An 18,435-nucleotide genomic window follows, 5' to 3' on the forward strand; every position below is an offset into this window, starting at 1 on the left:
CTGTCTTAAACTATATGTTATCATTGCTGATTGCTTTTACTGATATGCTTTACAACCCATGTCAACTTATCAGCTTTTTAAACCATTTCCACTCTGCTAAGAGAACATAGCTTCGGCCACAGCCACACTCTCCGGCCTGCCTACATCTACCCATTTATCGCCGTTATCGCTATGATCAAAGCCTGCTATCCTCTGCGTTTTAGCCAGGTCGAGGTACAGATCGATCAAAGAAAATTTTCCTGAAAAATGAATATGATCAAATACCCCGTATTCAAATACTGCCACGCAATCATAAGCTTTCGCTATCAGATTCTTTTTGGCTACAGATATCCTTTCTTCGCCGGTAGTGTTATTGCGCCAGCCGCAAAGCCTGTTGTTCTCATCAAACAATAAGTTACGGGAGGTTTTCCTGTTGCTTACGGCAAAGGAGATCAATGGCTTTTCCTGCGCGTGAAAGGCAAGCAATTGATTAATGTCTAAATCGGTCAATATATCTGCATTGCAGGTAATAAATTTTTCTCCCGGTTTGAATAAATGTTTTGCATGAAGCAGTCCGCCACCGGTCTCCAGTACGGCATCGCGCTCATTGCTTATGATGACATGGCTTCCCCATCCATCATTTTTTCTTACAGCCTCCTCGATCTGGTCCGCAAAATGATGCACATTCACAATTACATCCCTTATACCATACTGTTGCAGGTACTCAATATTTCTTTGCAGCAGCGGCTTCCCATTTATTACGGCTAATGCTTTGGGGTGCTTGTCTGTCCAGGGTTTGAAGCGGGTGCCGAGGCCGGCGCAGAAGATGAGAGCAGAGCCACGTACACCCCCGGAATAGTCCATTGTCCATTGTCTATTGTCCATTGTTTCTTATAATTTCAGATATCCTTCATATCAAAGAGAATCCCTCAGGCCGGATATCATTTTACACAACATTTCGTATTCGTTATACAATTCTGCTTTACTTCTTCATAAATATAATTTCTTCCTTTTGCAAGAAACAGCGCAGCAACCACTTCAATAGCTGATCTGAGCGCGATAGTTTGACCAGTGCTTCCCTCAGCTATATTTAAAGCGACAGAATCTGCAGCGCGTTTTATCTGGCTGGATAAACTATATCTTTCTTCAAAAGGAAAGGATTTAGTAAGTAAATCAATTTGGTTAGATAAATCTGCTGCCAGATGCCACACTTTTAAACTCTCAAATTTAAACGCTATAAGATAAATTTCTATACTGTGAAAGAACCTGAATTTGCGAAAGCTATGGGCCATCAGCTATTGACTTTTCTCGTTGACCCACTCCTTTGCATCCTGTACCCAATGATTTATCTCTACCTTCACCTTGAACTTATTTTTCAGATGTCTTGCTAACGCATCAGCGGCATATACACTCCGGTGCTGGCCGCCGGTACAGCCAAAACTTACGTATAAGCTGTCAAAACCGCGTTTGATATAATCTTCCACGCTTATATCGACTACATCAAAAACGCTGTGCAAAAACACCGGCATTTTTGTCTGTTGCTCTAAGAACTGTATCACATCCTTATCACGACCAGTCTGGCATTTCATACTTTCTACCCGACCCGGGTTCAATATTCCCCTGCAATCGAATATAAAACCGCCCCCGTTTTCTTCATCATTAACAGGCAATCCTTTTTTAAAAGAGAAACTGCACACTTTTACCACAAGCGGGGTTTCGTCCGTTGCCTGCACCGGGGTAAACTGCTGTATTATTTCATCAGCCACACATAACTGCAGCACTTTATCAAATTCGGGTACAGAAATACCCATAGGGTGCGTTTCTATAAACGCTTTTAAATTCTTTAATGCGAGCGGGATACTGGTTAAAAAGTGGGCTTTTCTTTCAAACAGGCCCCGGAAGCCATAAGCGCCCAATACCTGCAGTAACCTTATCAATACATAACCGTTATACTGGCTTTTGAAGCTCGATCTGTTCAAAGGCCTTTCCAGTAAAGGTTCCAGTGCTGTCATATAATCCTTCAAAAGGTCTTTCTTCCAGTCATCGGGCAATGCGGCCCGGGCCTGCCAAAGCAAAGAAGCTACATCATACTGCGGAGCACCTTTCATGCCCCCCTGGTAGTCGATGAAGTGAACCGCCTCATTCCCGTTATTTCCCGTTATTTGTATGTTTCGGCTCTGAAAGTCGCGGAACATAAAGAACTTATGATCGGTATGTGTAAGGTAATTGCTCAGCGCTTCAAAGTCATCTATCAGTTTTTGCTTATCGTACGGCTTACGCAACGCGTCTAAAAAGTAATACTTGAAATACAGGAGATCGGCCATAATAGCCTGCTTGCCAAACTCACTGTTGGTAAGGCATTTGCTGTAATCCAGCCCTTTATCTCCTTCCACCTGCAGTTTAGCCAGCTTTTCCAGGCTCTGTTTAAACAAGGCATAAACTTCGGGCGTATATCCCTCTTTTTCCAGCCGGCTGATCAGCGAGACATCGCCAAAATCTTCCTGCAGGTAAAACTGCCTGTCTTTGCTGACCGCATAAATATTGGCAACCGGTAACTCTTTTGCTGAAAACTGTTCAGAAAAATACAGGAACGACTCATTTTCCGGGATATTGGCCCCATGTGTACCTATCACCGGTTCTTTATTTTCATTCCAAAGCCTGAAGTAACGGCGCTCGCTTCCTGCCTGCGGCAATATATCTATTGAAGCCGGCTCATGCCCACTCCATTTCTTATATAAATTTTTTATCTTATCTATTTTTCCCTGCATCGGGCAAATGTAACTAATTGTCTGAACCTTAAAAAGCATAAAAGTTTTTATGGCAGAGGCCTGTTCCCGGCCAATCTGCACACAGGTAAAATATACTTTTAGAGTCGGCCGGTCTGCCTGGGATCGGGGAGGTTGCACACAGCGGTTATCATTTTATTATCTTAGCAAAAAACAAATTATGCCGGTGATATTACCCGTTGAAGGAAAAGAGCCACAATTTGGAGCCGATTGTTTTGTTGCGCCCAATGCCACCATTGTAGGAGATGTGCAAATGGGTGATCAATGCAGCATCTGGTTTAATGCCGTGCTGCGCGGCGATGTAAATTTTATTAAGATGGGCAATAAAGTGAATGTACAGGACGGGGCCTGCATACATTGTACTTATCAGGGTGCAGGCACCACCATCGGGAATAATGTTTCTATCGGACATAATGCTGTTGTACATGGCTGTACGGTGCATGATAATGTATTAATTGGCATGGGGGCTATTGTTATGGATCATGCTGTGGTGCATAGCAATACGATCATTGCCGCAGGTGCCGTTGTTCTGGAAAATACTATCTGCGAAGCAGGCAGTATTTATGCAGGCGTGCCCGCAAAAAAAGTAAAAAGTGTTTCGGAGGAATTGGTGAGCGGCCAGATCAACCGGATCGCCAATAATTATGTAAAATACAGCAGCTGGTTTGACGGAGTGAATGAAGCACCGCGTTAGGGTATTAGAGCGATAGTTTATATATCGCCGGGAGACGATAACATACAAAATGCGAAGCGAGGACGCCTCGCACAGCCACATTTGAAACAGCTTATCAACTCAGTAACTTTTATTTTCCATACTGTCCAGTATATTCACATAGCTCACATACCGGTCTTCATATATTTCCCCGTCTATTACGGCCTGTTTAACAGCGCAACCCGGCTCGTTAATGTGCATGCAATTATTATAGTGGCAGTTGTTAAGCCTGTCGCGCATTTCAGGAAAATAATGGGACAGCTCTTCTTTGTCAAGCCCCGTAACGGCCAGCTCCCTGATACCCGGCGTATCAATGATCTTTCCGCTATCGGGCAGATCGTACATAGTAGCAAAGGTGGTAGTGTGCATTCCCTTACCGCTCCACCCGCTTACGTCCTGGGTTTTAATCTCCTGTCCGGGTAATAAATAATTAATAAAGGTTGATTTACCTACACCGCTATGCCCGCTTACCAAAGTAATTTTATCTTTTAGCAATTGATGCAGCGCTTCCAGCCCCTCGTTCTTTTCCACGCTGATAGCAAATACCTGGTAATTTAAAGAGCGGTACATACTGCCCAGCTCTTCCAGCTTCTTCAATTCTTTATCGCGGTAAATATCAGTTTTATTGAAAATGATAATAGCCGGAACATGGTACATCTCGCAAACCACCAAAAAGCGGTCAATAAACCCCTGAGAGGTTTTAGGATCTTTTAAAGTAGCTACCAGCAAAGACTGGTCAAGGTTAGCGGCAATAATATGCTGATGATACTTTTGACGGGGCGATTGCCGGTTGATATAATTTCTGCGCGGCAGGATTTCAGTGATGGTGGCCGTAGCTTCCGTTACGTTCTCTATTTCAATCGTTACTTCATCCCCCACGGCAATAGGGTTGGTGCTGGTAATATCATCTATCTTGAATACCCCCTTCATGCGGGCATTATGGAGTTTACCCTGCTCATCCTTAACAGTGTACCAGCTCCCGGTTGATTTATATACAAGTGCCTTCAAATGGAAAAATAGTTCATGGTTAATGGTCCATAGTTCATAGCGTATAATCGAGGGGCCGGTGATAAATCCATACGTCTGCCATAAACGATCAACTATACGCCATGAACTGTTTATACCGCCACATTAAAATCGCGCAAAGCATCGTTCAGGCTGGTTTTCAGGTCAGTGCTGGCTTTACGTTTGCCGATGATCAGGGCGCAGGGCACCTGGTATTCTCCTGCAGGGAATTTTTTGGAATAGCTCCCCGGAATTACCACACTGCGTGCAGGAATACGGCCTCTCGACTCAATGCCTACTTCGTTGCTTACATCTATAATCCTGGTGCTTTTGGTAAGCACCACATTTGCACCGAGCACTGCTTCTTTCTCTACAATCACACCTTCTACCACTATAGAACGGCTACCCAGGAAACAGCCATCTTCAATAATAACCGGACTTGCCTGCAGGGGTTCCAGCACTCCGCCAATACCTACGCCACCACTCAGGTGCACACCTTTACCAACCTGCGCACAGCTGCCCACCGTTGCCCAGGTGTCCACCATAGTACCTTCATCTACATAAGCGCCGATGTTCACATACGATGGCATCAGTACTACATTCCTCGCCAGGTACGATCCATAGCGCGCTACAGCATGAGGAACCGCACGCACGCCCAGCTTTTCATAATCTTTTTTGAGCAACATTTTATCGTAAAACTCAAATGGCGGCACCTCCCATGTTTGCATAGGCTGTATCCCAAAGTACATCAGTATAGCCTGCTTCACCCATTCGTTAACCTTCCATTTGTTTTCTGCTTTTTCGGCAACCCGTAAATTTCCTTTATCCAGCGATTCAATTACTTCTCTTACGGCGTCGCTGTATTTCTTTGTTTTTAATAGCTCTCTATCGGCCCAGGCTTCTAAAATTAAATCTTGCATAGTAAAATTTTGTGGGGGCAAAGATAGCTATAACTTATTGAGATAAGCGCTTTGCGGAGTATGATTGTTGGTAATGAACTGCATAAAATAACGGTTTGCGCTTTTATTAAAAAACACGTACCAGGTTGTACGTTTGCTGCCTTTTATCTTTACATAGTAATTGCCTTAATGTTGTAGCTCTTTGGGAGTTTCGTAATAGCTTACGCTGAGTAGCTGTGAGTATATCCCGTCAATCAAACCATTCACATAATTCTCTGCTGTTTCCAAAAAACCAAAGTATTCCTTTCGGAAAAGTGTGGCTGTTAGCTCTTTTAAAAATATAACAACAGCCTTGCTGATTATTATTTCCTTTTCTTCTATTCAAAGCTTCTTACATGTTCCAACAGCTCTTGTCTTGCTTTTTCCAATGGAATACCATCCGCCTGCTTCCTTTCAAATGCTGCTTCGTGTTCGGCCTCAGCAATAGTTTTTACTACGGTTAAAACCACATACCTTTATCTCTATTAATTGTCAAAGACAAAATAGTAAATACGGGGCCTGCCTGAGTCAGGGGCGCACAGCCTCTCAAACAGTGAACCAGTTAATCGTCTATTGACAATAGACTTAGGTTATCTTTGCGCCATGAACATTGGTTTTGATGCTAAAAGAGCTTTCCACAATGCTACCGGGCTCGGTTTTTTCAGCCGGGTGATGATCGGACTGCTGGCGACTTATTATCCCGATAATGAATATTATTTATTTAATCCAAAGCCCGGGAAACTGTTTCAACCGGAAACAGCCAATATTCATGAAATACTGCCGCAATTACCGCTGCACAAAATATGGCGCAGCGCCTGGCGCAGCAAATGGGTAACCCGGGATCTTAAAAGACTTCATATAGATCTGTACCACGGCCCCAGCCAGGAAATACCGGTTGGCATTGTTCAAACCGGTATTCCTGCTGTTGTTACCATTCATGATCTTTTTCCGGAACTACATCCCAGGGACTTTAAACCTATTGATGCAAAAATATACCGTACCAAGCTGAGATATGCCTGCCGCAATGCCAGCAAAGTAATGGCTATCAGCGAAGAAACAAAACAACATATTATAAGCCTGTATGGCACCGATCCTTCGAGAGTAGCAGTTGTTTATCAAAGCTGCGATCCCATTTTTAACGTTATTGAAAGTGAAGAAAAAAAAGAAGCGGTACGCATAAAATACCAGCTTCCGGAACAGTTCTTCCTGCATGTAGGTACAATCATCGAAAGAAAAAACCTGCTGAATATATGCAAAGCTTTACACCTTGTTGAAAAAGAGATACCTATACCCCTGGTTGTAGTAGGTAAAGGGGGAACTTACAAGGAAAAGGTGAAGCAATATCTTTCGGAAAATAATTTAGAGCACCAAGTGATCTTTCTTTCGGATGAGTTAGCCGCTGCAGGTAAAAAGCCCTTTATAGAAACCGGTGATTTCCCTGCATTATACCAGCTGGCCACGGCCATGATATACCCCTCTTTTTATGAAGGGTTTGGAATGCCTGTTATTGAAGCCATGTCTGGAGGAGTGCCGGTAATTACTTCTACCACATCATGTATGCCCGAAATTGCAGGCGATGCTGCTTTTTTAGCCGATCCCGCAAGCCCTGAAGCCATGGCCGAAGGGTTCAGGAAGTTTTATGGCGATGCCGCTTACCGGCAACAGGCAATAGAAAAAGGTTTTCAAAATGCCAGGAGATTTGCTCCGGATGTTTATGTACAGTCGATAATGAATATGTACCAATCCGCAGGAAAATAAACACTTACAGGCGAATAGTGCGTAGTGAAGGATTACATGCAGGGTGAAATGCAAACAGAAATTATGAACTTTGAAGCAGATATAAAAAAAGCAGTTGAAGTGTTAAGGGCCGGGGGCACGATACTTTATCCTACCGATACCGTTTGGGGCATTGGTTGCGATGCGACTAATGAAGAGGCTGTTAAAAAGGTATATGAGCTGAAGAAGAGAGATGATAGTAAAGCCCTGATTGTACTGGTGTCTACCGAGCGGGATGTAATGCAATACACTGCAGCCGTAGACCTGAGCCTGTTCGATTACCTGGACACTACTACCAAACCCACAACGGTTATTTATGAGAACGGACTGGGCTTTGCCGAAAATTTATTAGCCGGCGATGGCAGCATTGCTATCCGGATATGCAAAGAAGATTTTTGCAAAGCGCTTATTAAACGACTGGGAAAACCCATCGTGTCTACATCGGCCAATATATCGGGCGAGCCGGCCGCCCCACATTTTTCATCTATCAGCGAAACCATAAAATCAGGAGTGGATTACTGTGTAAAATACAGGCAGAATGATAACCGCCCCGCGCAACCTTCATCTATTATAAAATGGAAAAATGGGAAAGTGGTGGTGGTGAGGGTTTGATGTTCAGTTTACACCACGAAGCTGAAACATGAAACTTTTCAACTTTTCAACCGTCAAACTTTTCAACCTAACACTATCTTTGTCCCGCATGGACATTGAATTAAACGATCAGGAAAAATTTATTATTAATGCGATAGCCCAATCGGCGCAGGAGCTTCAGCTGGAAAGCTACCTGGTAGGAGGTTTTGTACGCGACAAACTGCTGGGCCGCCCTACAAAAGATGCTGATATTGTTTGCGTGGGAGATGGAATTAAATTAGCTAATGCCGTTTCTAAAAAATTTGATCCGGCTCCGCGTGTTAATTTCTTTAAAAATTTCGGAACAGCCCAGATCACCTCGCCTCCGATCCCTTCTTCAAATGGAGGGCAGGCTGCCTTTGATATTGAATTTGTAGGGGCGCGAAAAGAAAGCTATCAGCGCAACAGCCGCAAGCCGGAGGTAACACCCGGCACTCTGGATGACGATCAGAAAAGGCGCGATTTTACGATCAACGCTTTGGCTATCAGCTTAAATGAAAAAGACTTTGGCAGGCTCATAGACCCGTTTGGCGGGGTAAAGCATCTTGAAGAAAAAACAATTATCACACCGCTTGAACCCGAGCAAACCTTTAGCGACGACCCGTTGCGGATGCTGCGTGCCATACGCTTTGCCACCCAGCTCCACTTTACCATTGCCGGTACAACACTGCTGGCGATTACTGAGCAGGCAGAAAGAATAAAGATTATTTCTCAGGAAAGGATCACAGACGAGCTGAACAAGATCATCTTGTCGCCGAAACCGTCCATTGGCTTTGACCTGTTGTATAAAACGGGTCTGTTACAGATCATCTTCCCTAAAATGGTGGCTTTGGCCGGTGCTGAATATATTGACGGTCACGGGCATAAAGATAACTTTTACCATACGCTGCAGGTACTGGATAATGTAGCAAAAAAATCTGGCGATCTCTGGCTGAGATGGGCCGCCATCCTGCACGACATTGCCAAGCCCGCCACCAAAAAATTTGAAGAGGGGCATGGCTGGACCTTTCACGGGCACGAAGCGGTAGGCGGGAGAATGGTTCCTAAAATCTTTAACGCCCTGAAACTACCCGGCAATGAAAAAATGCGTTTTGTAAAAAAGCTGGTGGAGCTACACCTGCGCCCTATCAGCCTTACGAAAGAAAATATTACCGATTCTGCCATACGCCGTTTACTTTTTGATGCCGGGGAGGATTTTGATGCGCTCATGATGCTTTGCGAAGCAGATATTACGAGTAAAAACAAACAGAAAGTAAAACGCTACCTGGCTAACTTTAAACTGGTGCGCGAACGCTGTAGAGAAGTGGAAGAAAAGGACCAGATCAGGAACTGGCAACCGCCCGTTGACGGCTCAGAGATTATGCAGCTGTTCCATCTCAGCCCTTCCAGGCCGGTGGGGCTTTTAAAAGACAGCCTGAAAGACGCGATCCTTGACGGGGAGGTGCAAAATAACCGGGAAGCAGCATTAGCATTTCTTCAGAAAAAGGCAAAAGAAATAGGGGTATGGGCGGATTCATAGCTCACATCGAACACTTGACAACAGTTTTTATTGCTATGATGGCTCTTCCACCTCAAAGGAAAGGGCAATACAACCGTTACAGATCAAATCCAAAAACAATCAATATTCAATCATCCGTTATATACAACACTCACCGTAGCCAATCTCTGTATATTGCCGAACAGCTGTCAGCTGCCAACTAACACCACAGCGTGTTATTCATCAAGAAACAGATCCCTATACAGCTGGGCACCTTTTACCACAGCGTAAGATGCAAAATCGGTGATCCCGTTTTGCCGCAGTACCTGCTCATCTGTAAAGCTGTTGCCGGTACAGCTTTGCGGTTTTCGGCTCACTATATAAAAAGCCGCATCAGCCACAATGCCGGGCTTTCGGCTCATGTTTACAAGGGCCTGTCCTCCCAGCAGGTTCCTTACCGCTGCGGTATCTATGGTAGTGCATGGCCAAAGAGCATTAGAGGCTATTGGTATATTTTTAAACTCCTCTGCCCAGCCTAAAGCCATCATTGTCATATTATACTTGCTTATAGTATACGCCATATGGGCGCCCAGCCATTGAGGACATAAGTTCAGCGGCGGAGAAAGTGTAAGAATATGCGCCTGGTCTGACTTTGATAAATGCGGCAGGCAATTTTTAGTAACCAGGAACGTGCCGCGAACATTAATATCCTGCATCAGGTCGAAACGATTGGTTGGGGTGTCGCCGGTTTTGGTAAGCGTTATAGCCGATGCATTGTTAATTACCATGTCTATTCCGCCAAACCTGCTGATTGTTTGAGCCACAGCGTCCTGTATCAACGCTTCATCTCTTACATCGCAGGGAACGGCTAATGCTTTTCCTCCGGCAGCTTCAATTTCTTCGGCTGCGGTAAAAATAGTTCCCCCCAGCTTTTCATTTTCCTTTACCGACTTTGCGGCTACTACAATATTGGCACCTTCTTTTGCCAAACGAAGCGCTATGGCCTTACCGATACCCCGGCTGGCGCCGGTAATAAAGGCCGTCCTGTTTTTTAGCTGCATAACGGGTTTATTAAAAATCAGCATTAAGAAAACAGAAAAATAGACCCAACCTGAAAACCTGTTAAATAATTACACTATTGCGGGCCCGGCAAAGTTCCCTCTCCGGTTAAGATACGGCTTTCTTCAACTGTTTTAAAGGTAATCTTCTTAAAATCCTGCGTGGCCTCTAAGCCGTTCTTACCATAAATAGGAAGAGCGCTCGGTGATTTCAAAATAGCCGGCCTGTCTGTATAGAACAGCTCTTTGTTCTGGTCCCACCAAAGATCATCGCAGGTTAATGTATCTCCTTTCACACTTACCACCCGAACGCTGTCTTTTAAATACACTTTACGAAGCGATTCGAAGTATTTTCCATATTTGCTATCGAGCTTGTTCTCGACAACTTTCAGATCATTAAAAAAATCTACATGCAGGGTTTTAGGGAACTCAATATAAGGGGTATCGGAAGGAATGGCTGCCATTACACGAACCATTAAGGGCGCGGTTAGCCTGGCTTTTACTTTGCCATTCTGCGACAAATAGCTTTCTACCCGGATTGCTTCATCTTTCTGAACCGATTTTGAATTGAGCGCGTTTATATCGCTCTCACTGTTTTCGCAGGAGGAGCATAAGATGACCGCAGCTATAAAAACAATAAAGTTCCTCAACATACAACTATTGAAATGACTGAAGATAATAACAGTCCTGTACTAATCCTCGTAATACTTGGTTTTGCCTCCAAACCAGAGATCAGTGAGTGAAAAGCCAACCGAGAGCCGGTACAGGTTTTCTTTAATAACATTGCTGTTATTTCCCCGCTTAATATATTCAAAGCTTAAATTGATCATGCTGGACTGCCGGCTCATCATGCTGTAGTTGGCAATAGGCAGGCCCAGGCCGGCCGTTATTCCTAACACCGGTGTTGTGGTTTTATGAGCGTAGATATAATCAGGACCGGTAAAAAAGCCCACCCGGTAAGCGGTACGGCTTAATAAATTCTTTTTGGGCGCGGGATGAAATTCAGCGCCCATCTTTAGCTGCCAGTTGCTTTTTACCGAGCTGTCAGGTTTTCCCTCGAACCGGTACTGATCCCAGTTGTTCTGCGTAAAATCTGCTCCAAACATCCATCCGCCTTCATTATCCAGCATGCTTCCTACTTTCTGTATGGTAAAACCACCGGTAATGCTGGAAGGATATATAAAATTATTTTTTTCATTACTGGTAAAAGTAGCCGTATCTATTGCTATATAACCCGTTTCATTGCTGTAGGTATAGGTTTGAGCCACGGTATTCCGGTTGGTGCTGATCTTTTGCTGCCAGTTACCATAAGCACCCAATCCTATATATATTTTTTCGCTGGCCTTTAAATGATATTGCAAACCTGCATCAAAATAAAGACCCGCCAGACTGGTCTTATGCTCATAATGGGCACTGGCATACTGCGTAGAATCATTAAACAATGACAAACGCGAATTATAGTCGCGGCTGCCAAACATATAACCGGCATTCATACCCAGGCTAAGATATTGAGATTTACCTGTTTTGAATTTTACTGCGGTACCTAAAGAACCCAGGTAGGCTCCACCCTGACCTTCATACAATGTGGAAGAAGTGTCTATTAATTTTCCGCTGTTCGGATCGTACTTATTTCCCAGGTTTTGCACTTTATAGCTGATGCTGGTAATTGGCCTTATTCCCAACGCCATACCCCAGTTTTTTCTTAGCGGTACCCCTACCATTACATGGCTGAATAATACATTGGGCGAGGTAAATTTTGCCTGTCCGCTTTTATCTGTAATCGTGCGCCCCTGCCCGTCGGCACCTACATTAAATACCACACGGCCGGAGTTCAGCTTCCTGGAGTTAGGCTCTTGCAAAGACTGGAAAAACGAAAAAGAAGCAGGGTTGGCATAGTTTACGGTATAGGCATCATTATAAGCCGCGGCCACACCGCCCATACCCCTGTTGGTTACATTTGTGGTAGGTGTTTGATTGCCCAATCCGTACCTCGAATAGGGAGAGTTGTCCTGTGCAGCAGCTCCAATAAATAAAAAAACAGAAGATATAGTTAATGCCAGGTACTTCCCGGACAAATCCGGATTCCTAAGCATTGTTAATTTCACTAATAGCATATAGGCCTTTAAATATTAAATCAGGGTCGGCAAATATCCTGTTTTTAATGTGTGATGCCAAATGTTGTACATCACCGCCGGTTAATACCACGTTAAAGTTGTCGAATTTAACTTTATACGCATCAATAAAACCATCCAGTTCATAGGCCATTCCCAGGATAACACCTGCCAGGATATTCGTGTCAGTATCGTAGCCTATAAGCGGCACATCGGCCTTTGCATGAACATAAGGCAGCTTTGCTGTATAATATTGCAACGATTTCAGCCGCATTTCCAGGCCCGGCGCAATAGACCCGCCTATCAATTCCTTATACTTATTTACAAAGTTGAGGGTAATACAGGTGCCTAAGCCTATCAGTAACAGGTTTTGCCCCGGGAAAAAATGTACACCGCCTGCAGCAATAGCCAGCCTGTCTGCACCAATAGTTTCGGGTTTAGCTGCCGGCGTGGTTACCGGAAGCTTCGAAGTATGATTGAGCAGATGGAAACGGGTATTTCTTTTCAGGATGGCCTCCATATCGGGATTATGATCGATTACCGATGACAAAACGGACCGGGCAGGCCTGTAGGTACTCATTAAAGACTCAATGGTAGTATTGGCATCGTCCTCCAATGTAAGCACTTTCGATATTTCGCTATTAACAAAAATAGCAGCCTTTTTCCGCGTATTGCCAAAATCAAAACAAATAGTAGTGGACATGGGTGTGAAAGTAGGTAAAAAGTCGGAAAATCGGAGGTCAGAAGTCAGAATGCCGGGGATATGTGTACGGTGCATGGATACCGGTTACTGGTCGCTGGATGCAGGATACTGGTTGCTGGTTGCTGGATGCAAATTACCAGAACTTGAAACCTGGAACTTTGAAACTTTAAACTTAATCATATATATATAGAAATTCTATACTCATAACCGCTATATGGTGATCGATGCCTGAAACCTGCAACCTGAAACCAGGAACCAAAAACTTCATACCCAACTAACGCACATCAAACCCCTCTATATTTTTAAAATGACCGTTCATCTGTATCTTTTCCCTTACCTGCCTCATTTCTTTCACGCCTGGTAATGCCGCTTCAAAATGTCGTTTCAGGTATTCCTGCCGCTGACGCTCCTGCGTCAATTGCAGGAATTCATACTCCTGTTGCAGGCTAAGGCCCGAATGGCGGGCAATATCATAAGAAGTAAGATCGCCTTCGGCTTTATGAAAATTTTTTTTTACCTGCAACCCCGTATGAAGATGCCTCATTTTAGAGATGAGCAGCTGCATTACCTGCTCGTTTCCTCCAGCTAGTTGATTATCAGGATAATTCACAATGGCACCTGAATAGAGCTTTTCCGGAATGGTTTCTATTACTTCCAGTATCCTGAACATTTTATCAGCTTTTGTCCGGATATCCATTTCACCGTTAGTGTAGGTTTTTGCTATTTCTTTTATATAGATCAGCGAGCCATAGTCTTTCAGCTCATTACGAATCACCACAGGAATACCAAATGGTTTCTGCTGCTGAAAACATTCATTGATCAGCTGTTGATACCGGGGCTCAAAAATGTGAAGGTTCAGATCTTCGCCGGGAAATACTACGATCTGCAAAGGGAATATGGGAATAAAATTGGTCATGAGTGCAAATTTTCAAAAAATGCGCCAGGATACCTTAACTGGCAACAGATGCCGTTTCTGATTGTGCCTGTTTTAAGTGCCGGAGATACCGGTACTTATTCCTGTTGTACCAGTAATGCGCCTTGGCGATCTCCCAGCCCTCCCTTCCATCTAAAATACCCAGCCGGAAAATATAATTTTTTACAAGGTTAAATACCGGAGAAACGATCGTTTTAATCGTACTCACTCTTTTATGTTGTTCCAGGTATTTTTTTGCCGACAAACGGGCATATCCATCCATTTTTCTATTGTAAGACCGGATATTCTCTGCCGTAAAATGCTTCAACGTACCGTGTAACAGTACTTTATGAAAACCGGCGCAATTGAGCGTTTCGTGAACTTCGTCCAGGTTCCACCGGGTTTCATTTTTGTTATAAAGCCTCCAAACCCTGTCGTTTCCCCACTCTCCATGTATTATCTTTTTTGTACCTAGATGGTTCAGCCTTTTAAATCCGTATATGGTGGCGGCCTCCGGAACAAGCCGGTTAATTTCATCTGCGAGAAGCTTTGTTATTACCTCATCTGCATCAATATTTAATATAAAAGGGTGCTGTGCTATTTCGGCACCATGGTTTCTTGCATTTCCGTAGCCACACCAGGTAATGTTTATTGTTTTTGCACCGCAGCGGGCGGCTATGTCTACTGTGCTGTCTGTACTGTGACTGTCAACCACTATAACATCATCACTCACCTGCAAGGCGCTGCTGACAGCCGACGCAATGGTAGCGGCTGCATTTTTAGTTAATATTACAACAGACACACTTTTCATCAGCTCATTACTTTAATGGCTTGCCGGGGAAATTCTGCAAAAGATACATTTTCTATAGCCAAAAATAACCTGCCTGAGCTTAAAAAGAGATTAAAAAAAAGAATATTTATTTTTCCCTTTTTTTAAACCTCCCTTTCATAAGGCCGTTTAGGCTGGGGAGGCACACTTTATTGCAGATCAATTTTTGATAATTATAAACCCCCTTGCTACGGTAGCAGACAAAAAGGGCATTTTTTCTTTCTTACTATAAGATTCAGTTACATTTGCTTCAAGTAATTGTTTATGCACCTGCTTTATCTGACATTTGGGAACAACAACCGGAATCATATCCAGGCTTATTTCTCCATTTTATCCTTTTTTGCAAAAAATATACCCCTGTCATCCATTAATATTATTACAGATAAGCCCTCGTATTACAAATCTATCGAAAACAGGGTACATATCATTGCGGTGGATGACAACCGGCTTGAGGAATGGAAAGGGCCTCACCGGTTTTTCTGGCGCGTAAAAATAAAAGCTATTGAAACTCTATGTACAATGTATAAAGGAGCGCCGGTATTATACCTGGATTCGGACACTTTTGCATATGCCGATGCACCGGCTTTTACTGCATTAGCTCAAAGCTCCCGGGCTGCTATGTTTGAAAATGAAGGCCCTCTCAAAAAACTCAGGTCCAAAACAATGAAAGCGATGGCTGCCGGGCTGAAGGGAGTGCAGATTGCTGGTATGAGCCATTTCCCGGACCGGGAGATGTGGAATGCCGGCGTAGTTTTTACCCCTAATTATATGGATAACCGGGAAACAGACCTGGCGATTACGCTTTGCGATGAAATGTGCCGCCTAAAGGTTAAGGACCCGTTTATTGAGCAATTTGCTTTATCAGTAGCACTGCATTCTTTATACGGGTTGCAGCCGGCCGATGCTATGCTGGCCCATTACTGGTCTGCCAAGCAAGAATGGGACGAAGTGATAAAGAACTTTTTTATAGAGAATAAGATGTGCGGGCTTTCTTTTGAGGAAGAGGTGCAAAAGTTCCGTAATATAGATATCAGCAAGTATCCTGTTGTTACAATAGCGAGAAATACCAACAGGCGTTTAAAACAGGTTGTTGATTCTTTTTGGGGGTATAAAAAAGTGCAATACCTTTTTAGGGATAAAAATGCATAACTGCTTATTTTACAGATACGCCTCTTTTATATAGTATGCTCAAACATGCATATCTTTGGTATAATTGCTGAAGAGCAACGTATGGTTGATGTATACTCTTTTCTTTTAGCGGGAACAGAGAATCATATACGCTGTTTTCTGAAGTATGAAACCAAAAAAGAAAAATTTGCTGTTGCCCGGTTGCACTTGGTAAGAATTTTGCGTCATACAATACGTTTGTCTATTAGGTAACTCAACTATTCTTTTGTAGAAATAAGAAGGCCTTTTGGGGAAGAGTTCTTATTTTACAATAATATTAAACCATTACGTGAGCAAGAACATTATATTAGACTGTGAAAGAATGAAATATCCCTATACAGGATTGTATTATTTCTGTAAAGAGCTGGGAAATGCCTTACTCCGGCAAAAACCGCCGGGTAGTAATATGGCCTTTTATGTACCGGAAAAAGAGAAAGGAATATTTGGCCGGGAACAGGAATACTTCATTCAAAACCACCTGCATAAGTTTTTTCCTAAAAAAGTATCGGCATTCGATATCTGGCATTGCACTTACCAGGGCACCAATTATTTACCGCCGGCAAGAAATAAGATAAAAATCGTTACCACCATTCATGATCTCAATTTCCTGCACCAGGGAAAGTCAGAGGGCAAGCAAAATAAATATTTACAAAAAATGCAACGGCTGATTGACCGGTCAGACGCTATTGTAACCATTTCAAATTTTGTTAAAGGGCAGGTGTTGGAAAACCTTGAAGTAGGTTTTAAAAAAGTAAAAGTGATATATAACGGCCGAAACAGTCCTGATAGCCCTTTGTTTAAAAAGCCGGATGCTGTAGCTAACAGGCCCTTCTTTTTTACGATCGGCACCATTACCGATAAGAAAAATTTTCATGTGCTTGCTGCCATGCTGTTGCATAATGATTACGACCTGGTAATTGCGGGAATCACACAAAGCCAGCATTACTATGCACGGATTATGGAAGAGGCCCGGAGCCTGGGCGTGGAGAGCCGGGTTAAGCTGATCGGTGCCGTTACAGAAGAAGAAAAATACTGGCTCTTCAAGAACTGTGCTGCATTTTGCTTTCCCTCACTGGCAGAAGGTTTCGGATTACCGGTAATTGAAGCGATGCAATTTGGTACACCGGTCATTTTATCAAAAGCAACTTCACTGCCCGAAGTGGGTGGGCCGCATGCCTCTTATTTTTCAGCACTGGATGAGGTTTCGGTTAATAAGGCCGCCACAGACTTTTTAAACAGCACTTTTGATGATGCTTCAAGATCCCGCCTAATAAAATGGGCCGACCAGTTTAGCTGGGATGTGGCAGCTAAGAAATACTGGGAGTTGTATGAGGAAATATAACTTTTCCTTACGGCTTTCCTGATTCTAAATTTTTATAATTGGATGTTTCTTATATTGATCGGTCTTAAAAATAACCTTATCGCAAATAAAAATATCACTGCAGCTCATAGAATTTTGTAACCAGCTTCGCAAAATGTTGCTGATAATAAAATTCGTAACCGTTCTCTCCGTTTACCGATACATCAGGAGTGTACATTGATACTTCTAACAGCCTGTTTGCCTTAAGAGCTTCAGCAAGCGAGAAAGGAAAAGATTGATTGCCAATAAATAGTTTAGAACCTGCTATCAATGAAGCCATTTCTAAAAAATCCTTTACAGGCCGGTATTCCAGGTGAGGAAGCACAAGCTTCATTTCTTTGTATTCTTCTTCAACTCCTATGAAATGAATTTTAGGATATTTTTTTAATATAGAATAATCTACTTGATACCCATGATAACGGCTGCTCCTTGCTAACAAAATACAGTCTTTAGTAGAGGTATCAGGTAATACTTCTAACCACGGATCGTTTAAATTGAAATTAATACCGAATACCAGAAAGTACCAACGAGGCAAACAAACCTTATCAAAGGGAATGGCAGCATTCCTCACTTCATCCAAGTTTATATCAATATGCTGGCCGGTATAAGACTCACATTTAGAGATCCAACCCTGCGCATCAAATAATGGTTTAAGCATGTCCATCATTCGCTGGTTAAGCATTACATTACCAAGTGGGTGAACGGTACGTCTATCATAATTAGCAGGCTGATCTAAATGTAAAAAAAAATCAACGCCATTACCATTGGCTACTCCCTTTACAAACGGAAGCGAATAAATAATATCACCGCTGTTTCCACTATGTTTTACCCTAACCGTTTTTCCGGGTATTAACGAAAAAACACTTATCGGAGGTTGATAGGTCCCCAACCTGTTTGTGGCCATCCTTGCATATTTCAAAGAGCCATACTCTTCCCAGTTATCCGAAAAAAATTTTAGCTTAAGCCGTTCAATAAAATTCATTTTATTAAT

General features: G+C 43.2%; 19 protein-coding genes. 6 read left to right on the forward strand and 13 right to left on the reverse strand.

The window, feature by feature from the left end; translation table 11 throughout:
• Window positions 1-96 precede the first annotated feature (96 nt).
• The 3 genes from ACYVBM_RS03585 to ACYVBM_RS03595 all read right to left on the reverse strand — a co-directional run bounded on the left by ACYVBM_RS03585 (window position 97) and on the right by ACYVBM_RS03595 (window position 2,747).
• Window positions 97-864: a nucleotidyltransferase family protein gene (locus ACYVBM_RS03585; RefSeq protein ID WP_460684244.1), complete on the reverse strand. Its 768-nt coding sequence runs from the start codon at window positions 862-864 to the stop codon at window positions 97-99.
• 56 nt (window positions 865-920) lie between these two features.
• On the reverse strand, window positions 921-1,190 hold the full coding sequence (locus tag ACYVBM_RS03590) for a four helix bundle protein (RefSeq protein ID WP_460684245.1): 270 nt from the start codon (window positions 1,188-1,190) through the stop codon (window positions 921-923).
• 84 nt (window positions 1,191-1,274) lie between these two features.
• Window positions 1,275-2,747 carry a RapZ C-terminal domain-containing protein gene (locus ACYVBM_RS03595; protein ID WP_460684246.1) on the reverse strand — a complete coding sequence of 491 codons (1,473 nt, stop codon included), beginning with the start codon at window positions 2,745-2,747 and terminating at the stop codon, window positions 1,275-1,277.
• A 178-nt stretch (window positions 2,748-2,925) separates the two neighbouring features.
• On the opposite strand from ACYVBM_RS03595, the gene ACYVBM_RS03600 reads away from it, so the two are divergent.
• A complete protein-coding gene (locus ACYVBM_RS03600; protein ID WP_460684247.1) occupies window positions 2,926-3,459 on the forward strand; it encodes a gamma carbonic anhydrase family protein in 534 nt (177 codons plus the stop codon).
• Between the two features lie 99 nt (window positions 3,460-3,558).
• Here the strand turns inward: ACYVBM_RS03600 and rsgA are convergent, their stop codons facing one another.
• The 3 genes from rsgA to ACYVBM_RS03615 form a co-directional block, all read right to left on the reverse strand.
• Window positions 3,559-4,485 (reverse strand): ribosome small subunit-dependent GTPase A, encoded by a 927-nt coding sequence (gene rsgA / locus ACYVBM_RS03605; RefSeq protein ID WP_460684248.1) that lies wholly within the window; start codon window positions 4,483-4,485, stop codon window positions 3,559-3,561.
• A 110-nt stretch (window positions 4,486-4,595) separates the two neighbouring features.
• Entirely contained in the window at window positions 4,596-5,402 is an 807-nt protein-coding gene (locus ACYVBM_RS03610; protein WP_460684249.1) for a 2,3,4,5-tetrahydropyridine-2,6-dicarboxylate N-succinyltransferase, read from the reverse strand.
• Between the two features lie 356 nt (window positions 5,403-5,758).
• Window positions 5,759-5,890 (reverse strand): hypothetical protein, encoded by a 132-nt coding sequence (locus tag ACYVBM_RS03615; RefSeq protein WP_460684250.1) that lies wholly within the window; start codon window positions 5,888-5,890, stop codon window positions 5,759-5,761.
• Between the two features lie 133 nt (window positions 5,891-6,023).
• On the opposite strand from ACYVBM_RS03615, the gene ACYVBM_RS03620 reads away from it, so the two are divergent.
• The 3 genes from ACYVBM_RS03620 to ACYVBM_RS03630 all read left to right on the forward strand — a co-directional run bounded on the left by ACYVBM_RS03620 (window position 6,024) and on the right by ACYVBM_RS03630 (window position 9,345).
• Window positions 6,024-7,178, forward strand: a complete 1,155-nt coding sequence (locus tag ACYVBM_RS03620; protein WP_460684251.1) for a glycosyltransferase family 4 protein — start codon at window positions 6,024-6,026, stop codon at window positions 7,176-7,178.
• Window positions 7,179-7,226: 48 nt separating this feature from the next.
• Window positions 7,227-7,808: an L-threonylcarbamoyladenylate synthase gene (locus ACYVBM_RS03625; protein ID WP_460684252.1), complete on the forward strand. Its 582-nt coding sequence runs from the start codon at window positions 7,227-7,229 to the stop codon at window positions 7,806-7,808.
• 88 nt (window positions 7,809-7,896) lie between these two features.
• On the forward strand, window positions 7,897-9,345 hold the full coding sequence (locus tag ACYVBM_RS03630; RefSeq protein WP_460684253.1) for a CCA tRNA nucleotidyltransferase: 1,449 nt from the start codon (window positions 7,897-7,899) through the stop codon (window positions 9,343-9,345).
• A gap of 194 nt (window positions 9,346-9,539) precedes the next feature.
• On the opposite strand, the gene ACYVBM_RS03635 is transcribed toward ACYVBM_RS03630, so the two are convergent.
• The 6 genes from ACYVBM_RS03635 to ACYVBM_RS03660 all read right to left on the reverse strand — a co-directional run bounded on the left by ACYVBM_RS03635 (window position 9,540) and on the right by ACYVBM_RS03660 (window position 14,899).
• Window positions 9,540-10,364 carry an SDR family oxidoreductase gene (locus tag ACYVBM_RS03635; RefSeq protein WP_460684254.1) on the reverse strand — a complete coding sequence of 275 codons (825 nt, stop codon included), beginning with the start codon at window positions 10,362-10,364 and terminating at the stop codon, window positions 9,540-9,542.
• Window positions 10,365-10,438: 74 nt separating this feature from the next.
• Window positions 10,439-11,014, reverse strand: coding sequence for an LPS export ABC transporter periplasmic protein LptC (gene lptC / locus ACYVBM_RS03640; RefSeq protein WP_460684255.1), 576 nt, complete (start codon window positions 11,012-11,014; stop codon window positions 10,439-10,441).
• Window positions 11,015-11,053: 39 nt separating this feature from the next.
• Window positions 11,054-12,454, reverse strand: coding sequence for a hypothetical protein (locus tag ACYVBM_RS03645; protein ID WP_460684256.1), 1,401 nt, complete (start codon window positions 12,452-12,454; stop codon window positions 11,054-11,056).
• Window positions 12,447-13,175, reverse strand: a complete 729-nt coding sequence (locus ACYVBM_RS03650; protein ID WP_460684257.1) for a type III pantothenate kinase — start codon at window positions 13,173-13,175, stop codon at window positions 12,447-12,449. Before ACYVBM_RS03650 ends, ACYVBM_RS03645 begins: the two co-directional genes overlap by 8 nt.
• 274 nt (window positions 13,176-13,449) lie before the next feature.
• A complete protein-coding gene (locus tag ACYVBM_RS03655; RefSeq protein WP_460684258.1) occupies window positions 13,450-14,091 on the reverse strand; it encodes an LON peptidase substrate-binding domain-containing protein in 642 nt (213 codons plus the stop codon).
• Window positions 14,092-14,125: 34 nt separating this feature from the next.
• Window positions 14,126-14,899: a glycosyltransferase family 2 protein gene (locus ACYVBM_RS03660; RefSeq protein WP_460684259.1), complete on the reverse strand. Its 774-nt coding sequence runs from the start codon at window positions 14,897-14,899 to the stop codon at window positions 14,126-14,128.
• 282 nt (window positions 14,900-15,181) lie between these two features.
• On the opposite strand from ACYVBM_RS03660, the gene ACYVBM_RS03665 reads away from it, so the two are divergent.
• Together ACYVBM_RS03665 and ACYVBM_RS03670 are read left to right on the forward strand one after the other, a co-directional pair.
• Window positions 15,182-16,066: a hypothetical protein gene (locus ACYVBM_RS03665; RefSeq protein WP_460684260.1), complete on the forward strand. Its 885-nt coding sequence runs from the start codon at window positions 15,182-15,184 to the stop codon at window positions 16,064-16,066.
• Window positions 16,067-16,406: 340 nt separating this feature from the next.
• The gene (locus ACYVBM_RS03670) at window positions 16,407-17,426 is read left to right on the forward strand and encodes a glycosyltransferase family 4 protein (RefSeq protein ID WP_460684261.1); all 1,020 of its coding nucleotides are present in this window, start codon (window positions 16,407-16,409) and stop codon (window positions 17,424-17,426) included.
• A gap of 94 nt (window positions 17,427-17,520) precedes the next feature.
• On the opposite strand, the gene ACYVBM_RS03675 is transcribed toward ACYVBM_RS03670, so the two are convergent.
• Entirely contained in the window at window positions 17,521-18,426 is a 906-nt protein-coding gene (locus ACYVBM_RS03675; RefSeq protein WP_460684262.1) for a hypothetical protein, read from the reverse strand.
• Window positions 18,427-18,435 lie beyond the last annotated feature (9 nt).

The sequence above is a fragment of the Niabella aquatica genome, assembly GCF_054779315.1.

Coding starts and splice junctions, on each gene's coding strand:
- ACYVBM_RS03585 (WP_460684244.1), bottom strand. CDS start 864: ATGGACAATAGACAATGGACAATGGACTATTCCGGGGGTGTACGTGGC.
- ACYVBM_RS03595 (WP_460684246.1), bottom strand. CDS start 2,747: ATGCAGGGAAAAATAGATAAGATAAAAAATTTATATAAGAAATGGAGT.
- ACYVBM_RS03600 (WP_460684247.1), top strand. CDS start 2,926: ATGCCGGTGATATTACCCGTTGAAGGAAAAGAGCCACAATTTGGAGCC.
- ACYVBM_RS03610 (WP_460684249.1), bottom strand. CDS start 5,402: ATGCAAGATTTAATTTTAGAAGCCTGGGCCGATAGAGAGCTATTAAAA.
- ACYVBM_RS03620 (WP_460684251.1), top strand. CDS start 6,024: ATGAACATTGGTTTTGATGCTAAAAGAGCTTTCCACAATGCTACCGGG.
- ACYVBM_RS03625 (WP_460684252.1), top strand. CDS start 7,227: ATGCAAACAGAAATTATGAACTTTGAAGCAGATATAAAAAAAGCAGTT.
- ACYVBM_RS03630 (WP_460684253.1), top strand. CDS start 7,897: ATGGACATTGAATTAAACGATCAGGAAAAATTTATTATTAATGCGATA.
- ACYVBM_RS03635 (WP_460684254.1), bottom strand. CDS start 10,364: ATGCAGCTAAAAAACAGGACGGCCTTTATTACCGGCGCCAGCCGGGGT.
- lptC (WP_460684255.1), bottom strand. CDS start 11,014: ATGTTGAGGAACTTTATTGTTTTTATAGCTGCGGTCATCTTATGCTCC.
- ACYVBM_RS03645 (WP_460684256.1), bottom strand. CDS start 12,454: ATGCTTAGGAATCCGGATTTGTCCGGGAAGTACCTGGCATTAACTATA.
- ACYVBM_RS03650 (WP_460684257.1), bottom strand. CDS start 13,175: ATGTCCACTACTATTTGTTTTGATTTTGGCAATACGCGGAAAAAGGCT.
- ACYVBM_RS03655 (WP_460684258.1), bottom strand. CDS start 14,091: ATGACCAATTTTATTCCCATATTCCCTTTGCAGATCGTAGTATTTCCC.
- ACYVBM_RS03660 (WP_460684259.1), bottom strand. CDS start 14,899: ATGAAAAGTGTGTCTGTTGTAATATTAACTAAAAATGCAGCCGCTACC.
- ACYVBM_RS03665 (WP_460684260.1), top strand. CDS start 15,182: ATGCACCTGCTTTATCTGACATTTGGGAACAACAACCGGAATCATATC.
- ACYVBM_RS03670 (WP_460684261.1), top strand. CDS start 16,407: ATGAAATATCCCTATACAGGATTGTATTATTTCTGTAAAGAGCTGGGA.
- ACYVBM_RS03675 (WP_460684262.1), bottom strand. CDS start 18,426: ATGAATTTTATTGAACGGCTTAAGCTAAAATTTTTTTCGGATAACTGG.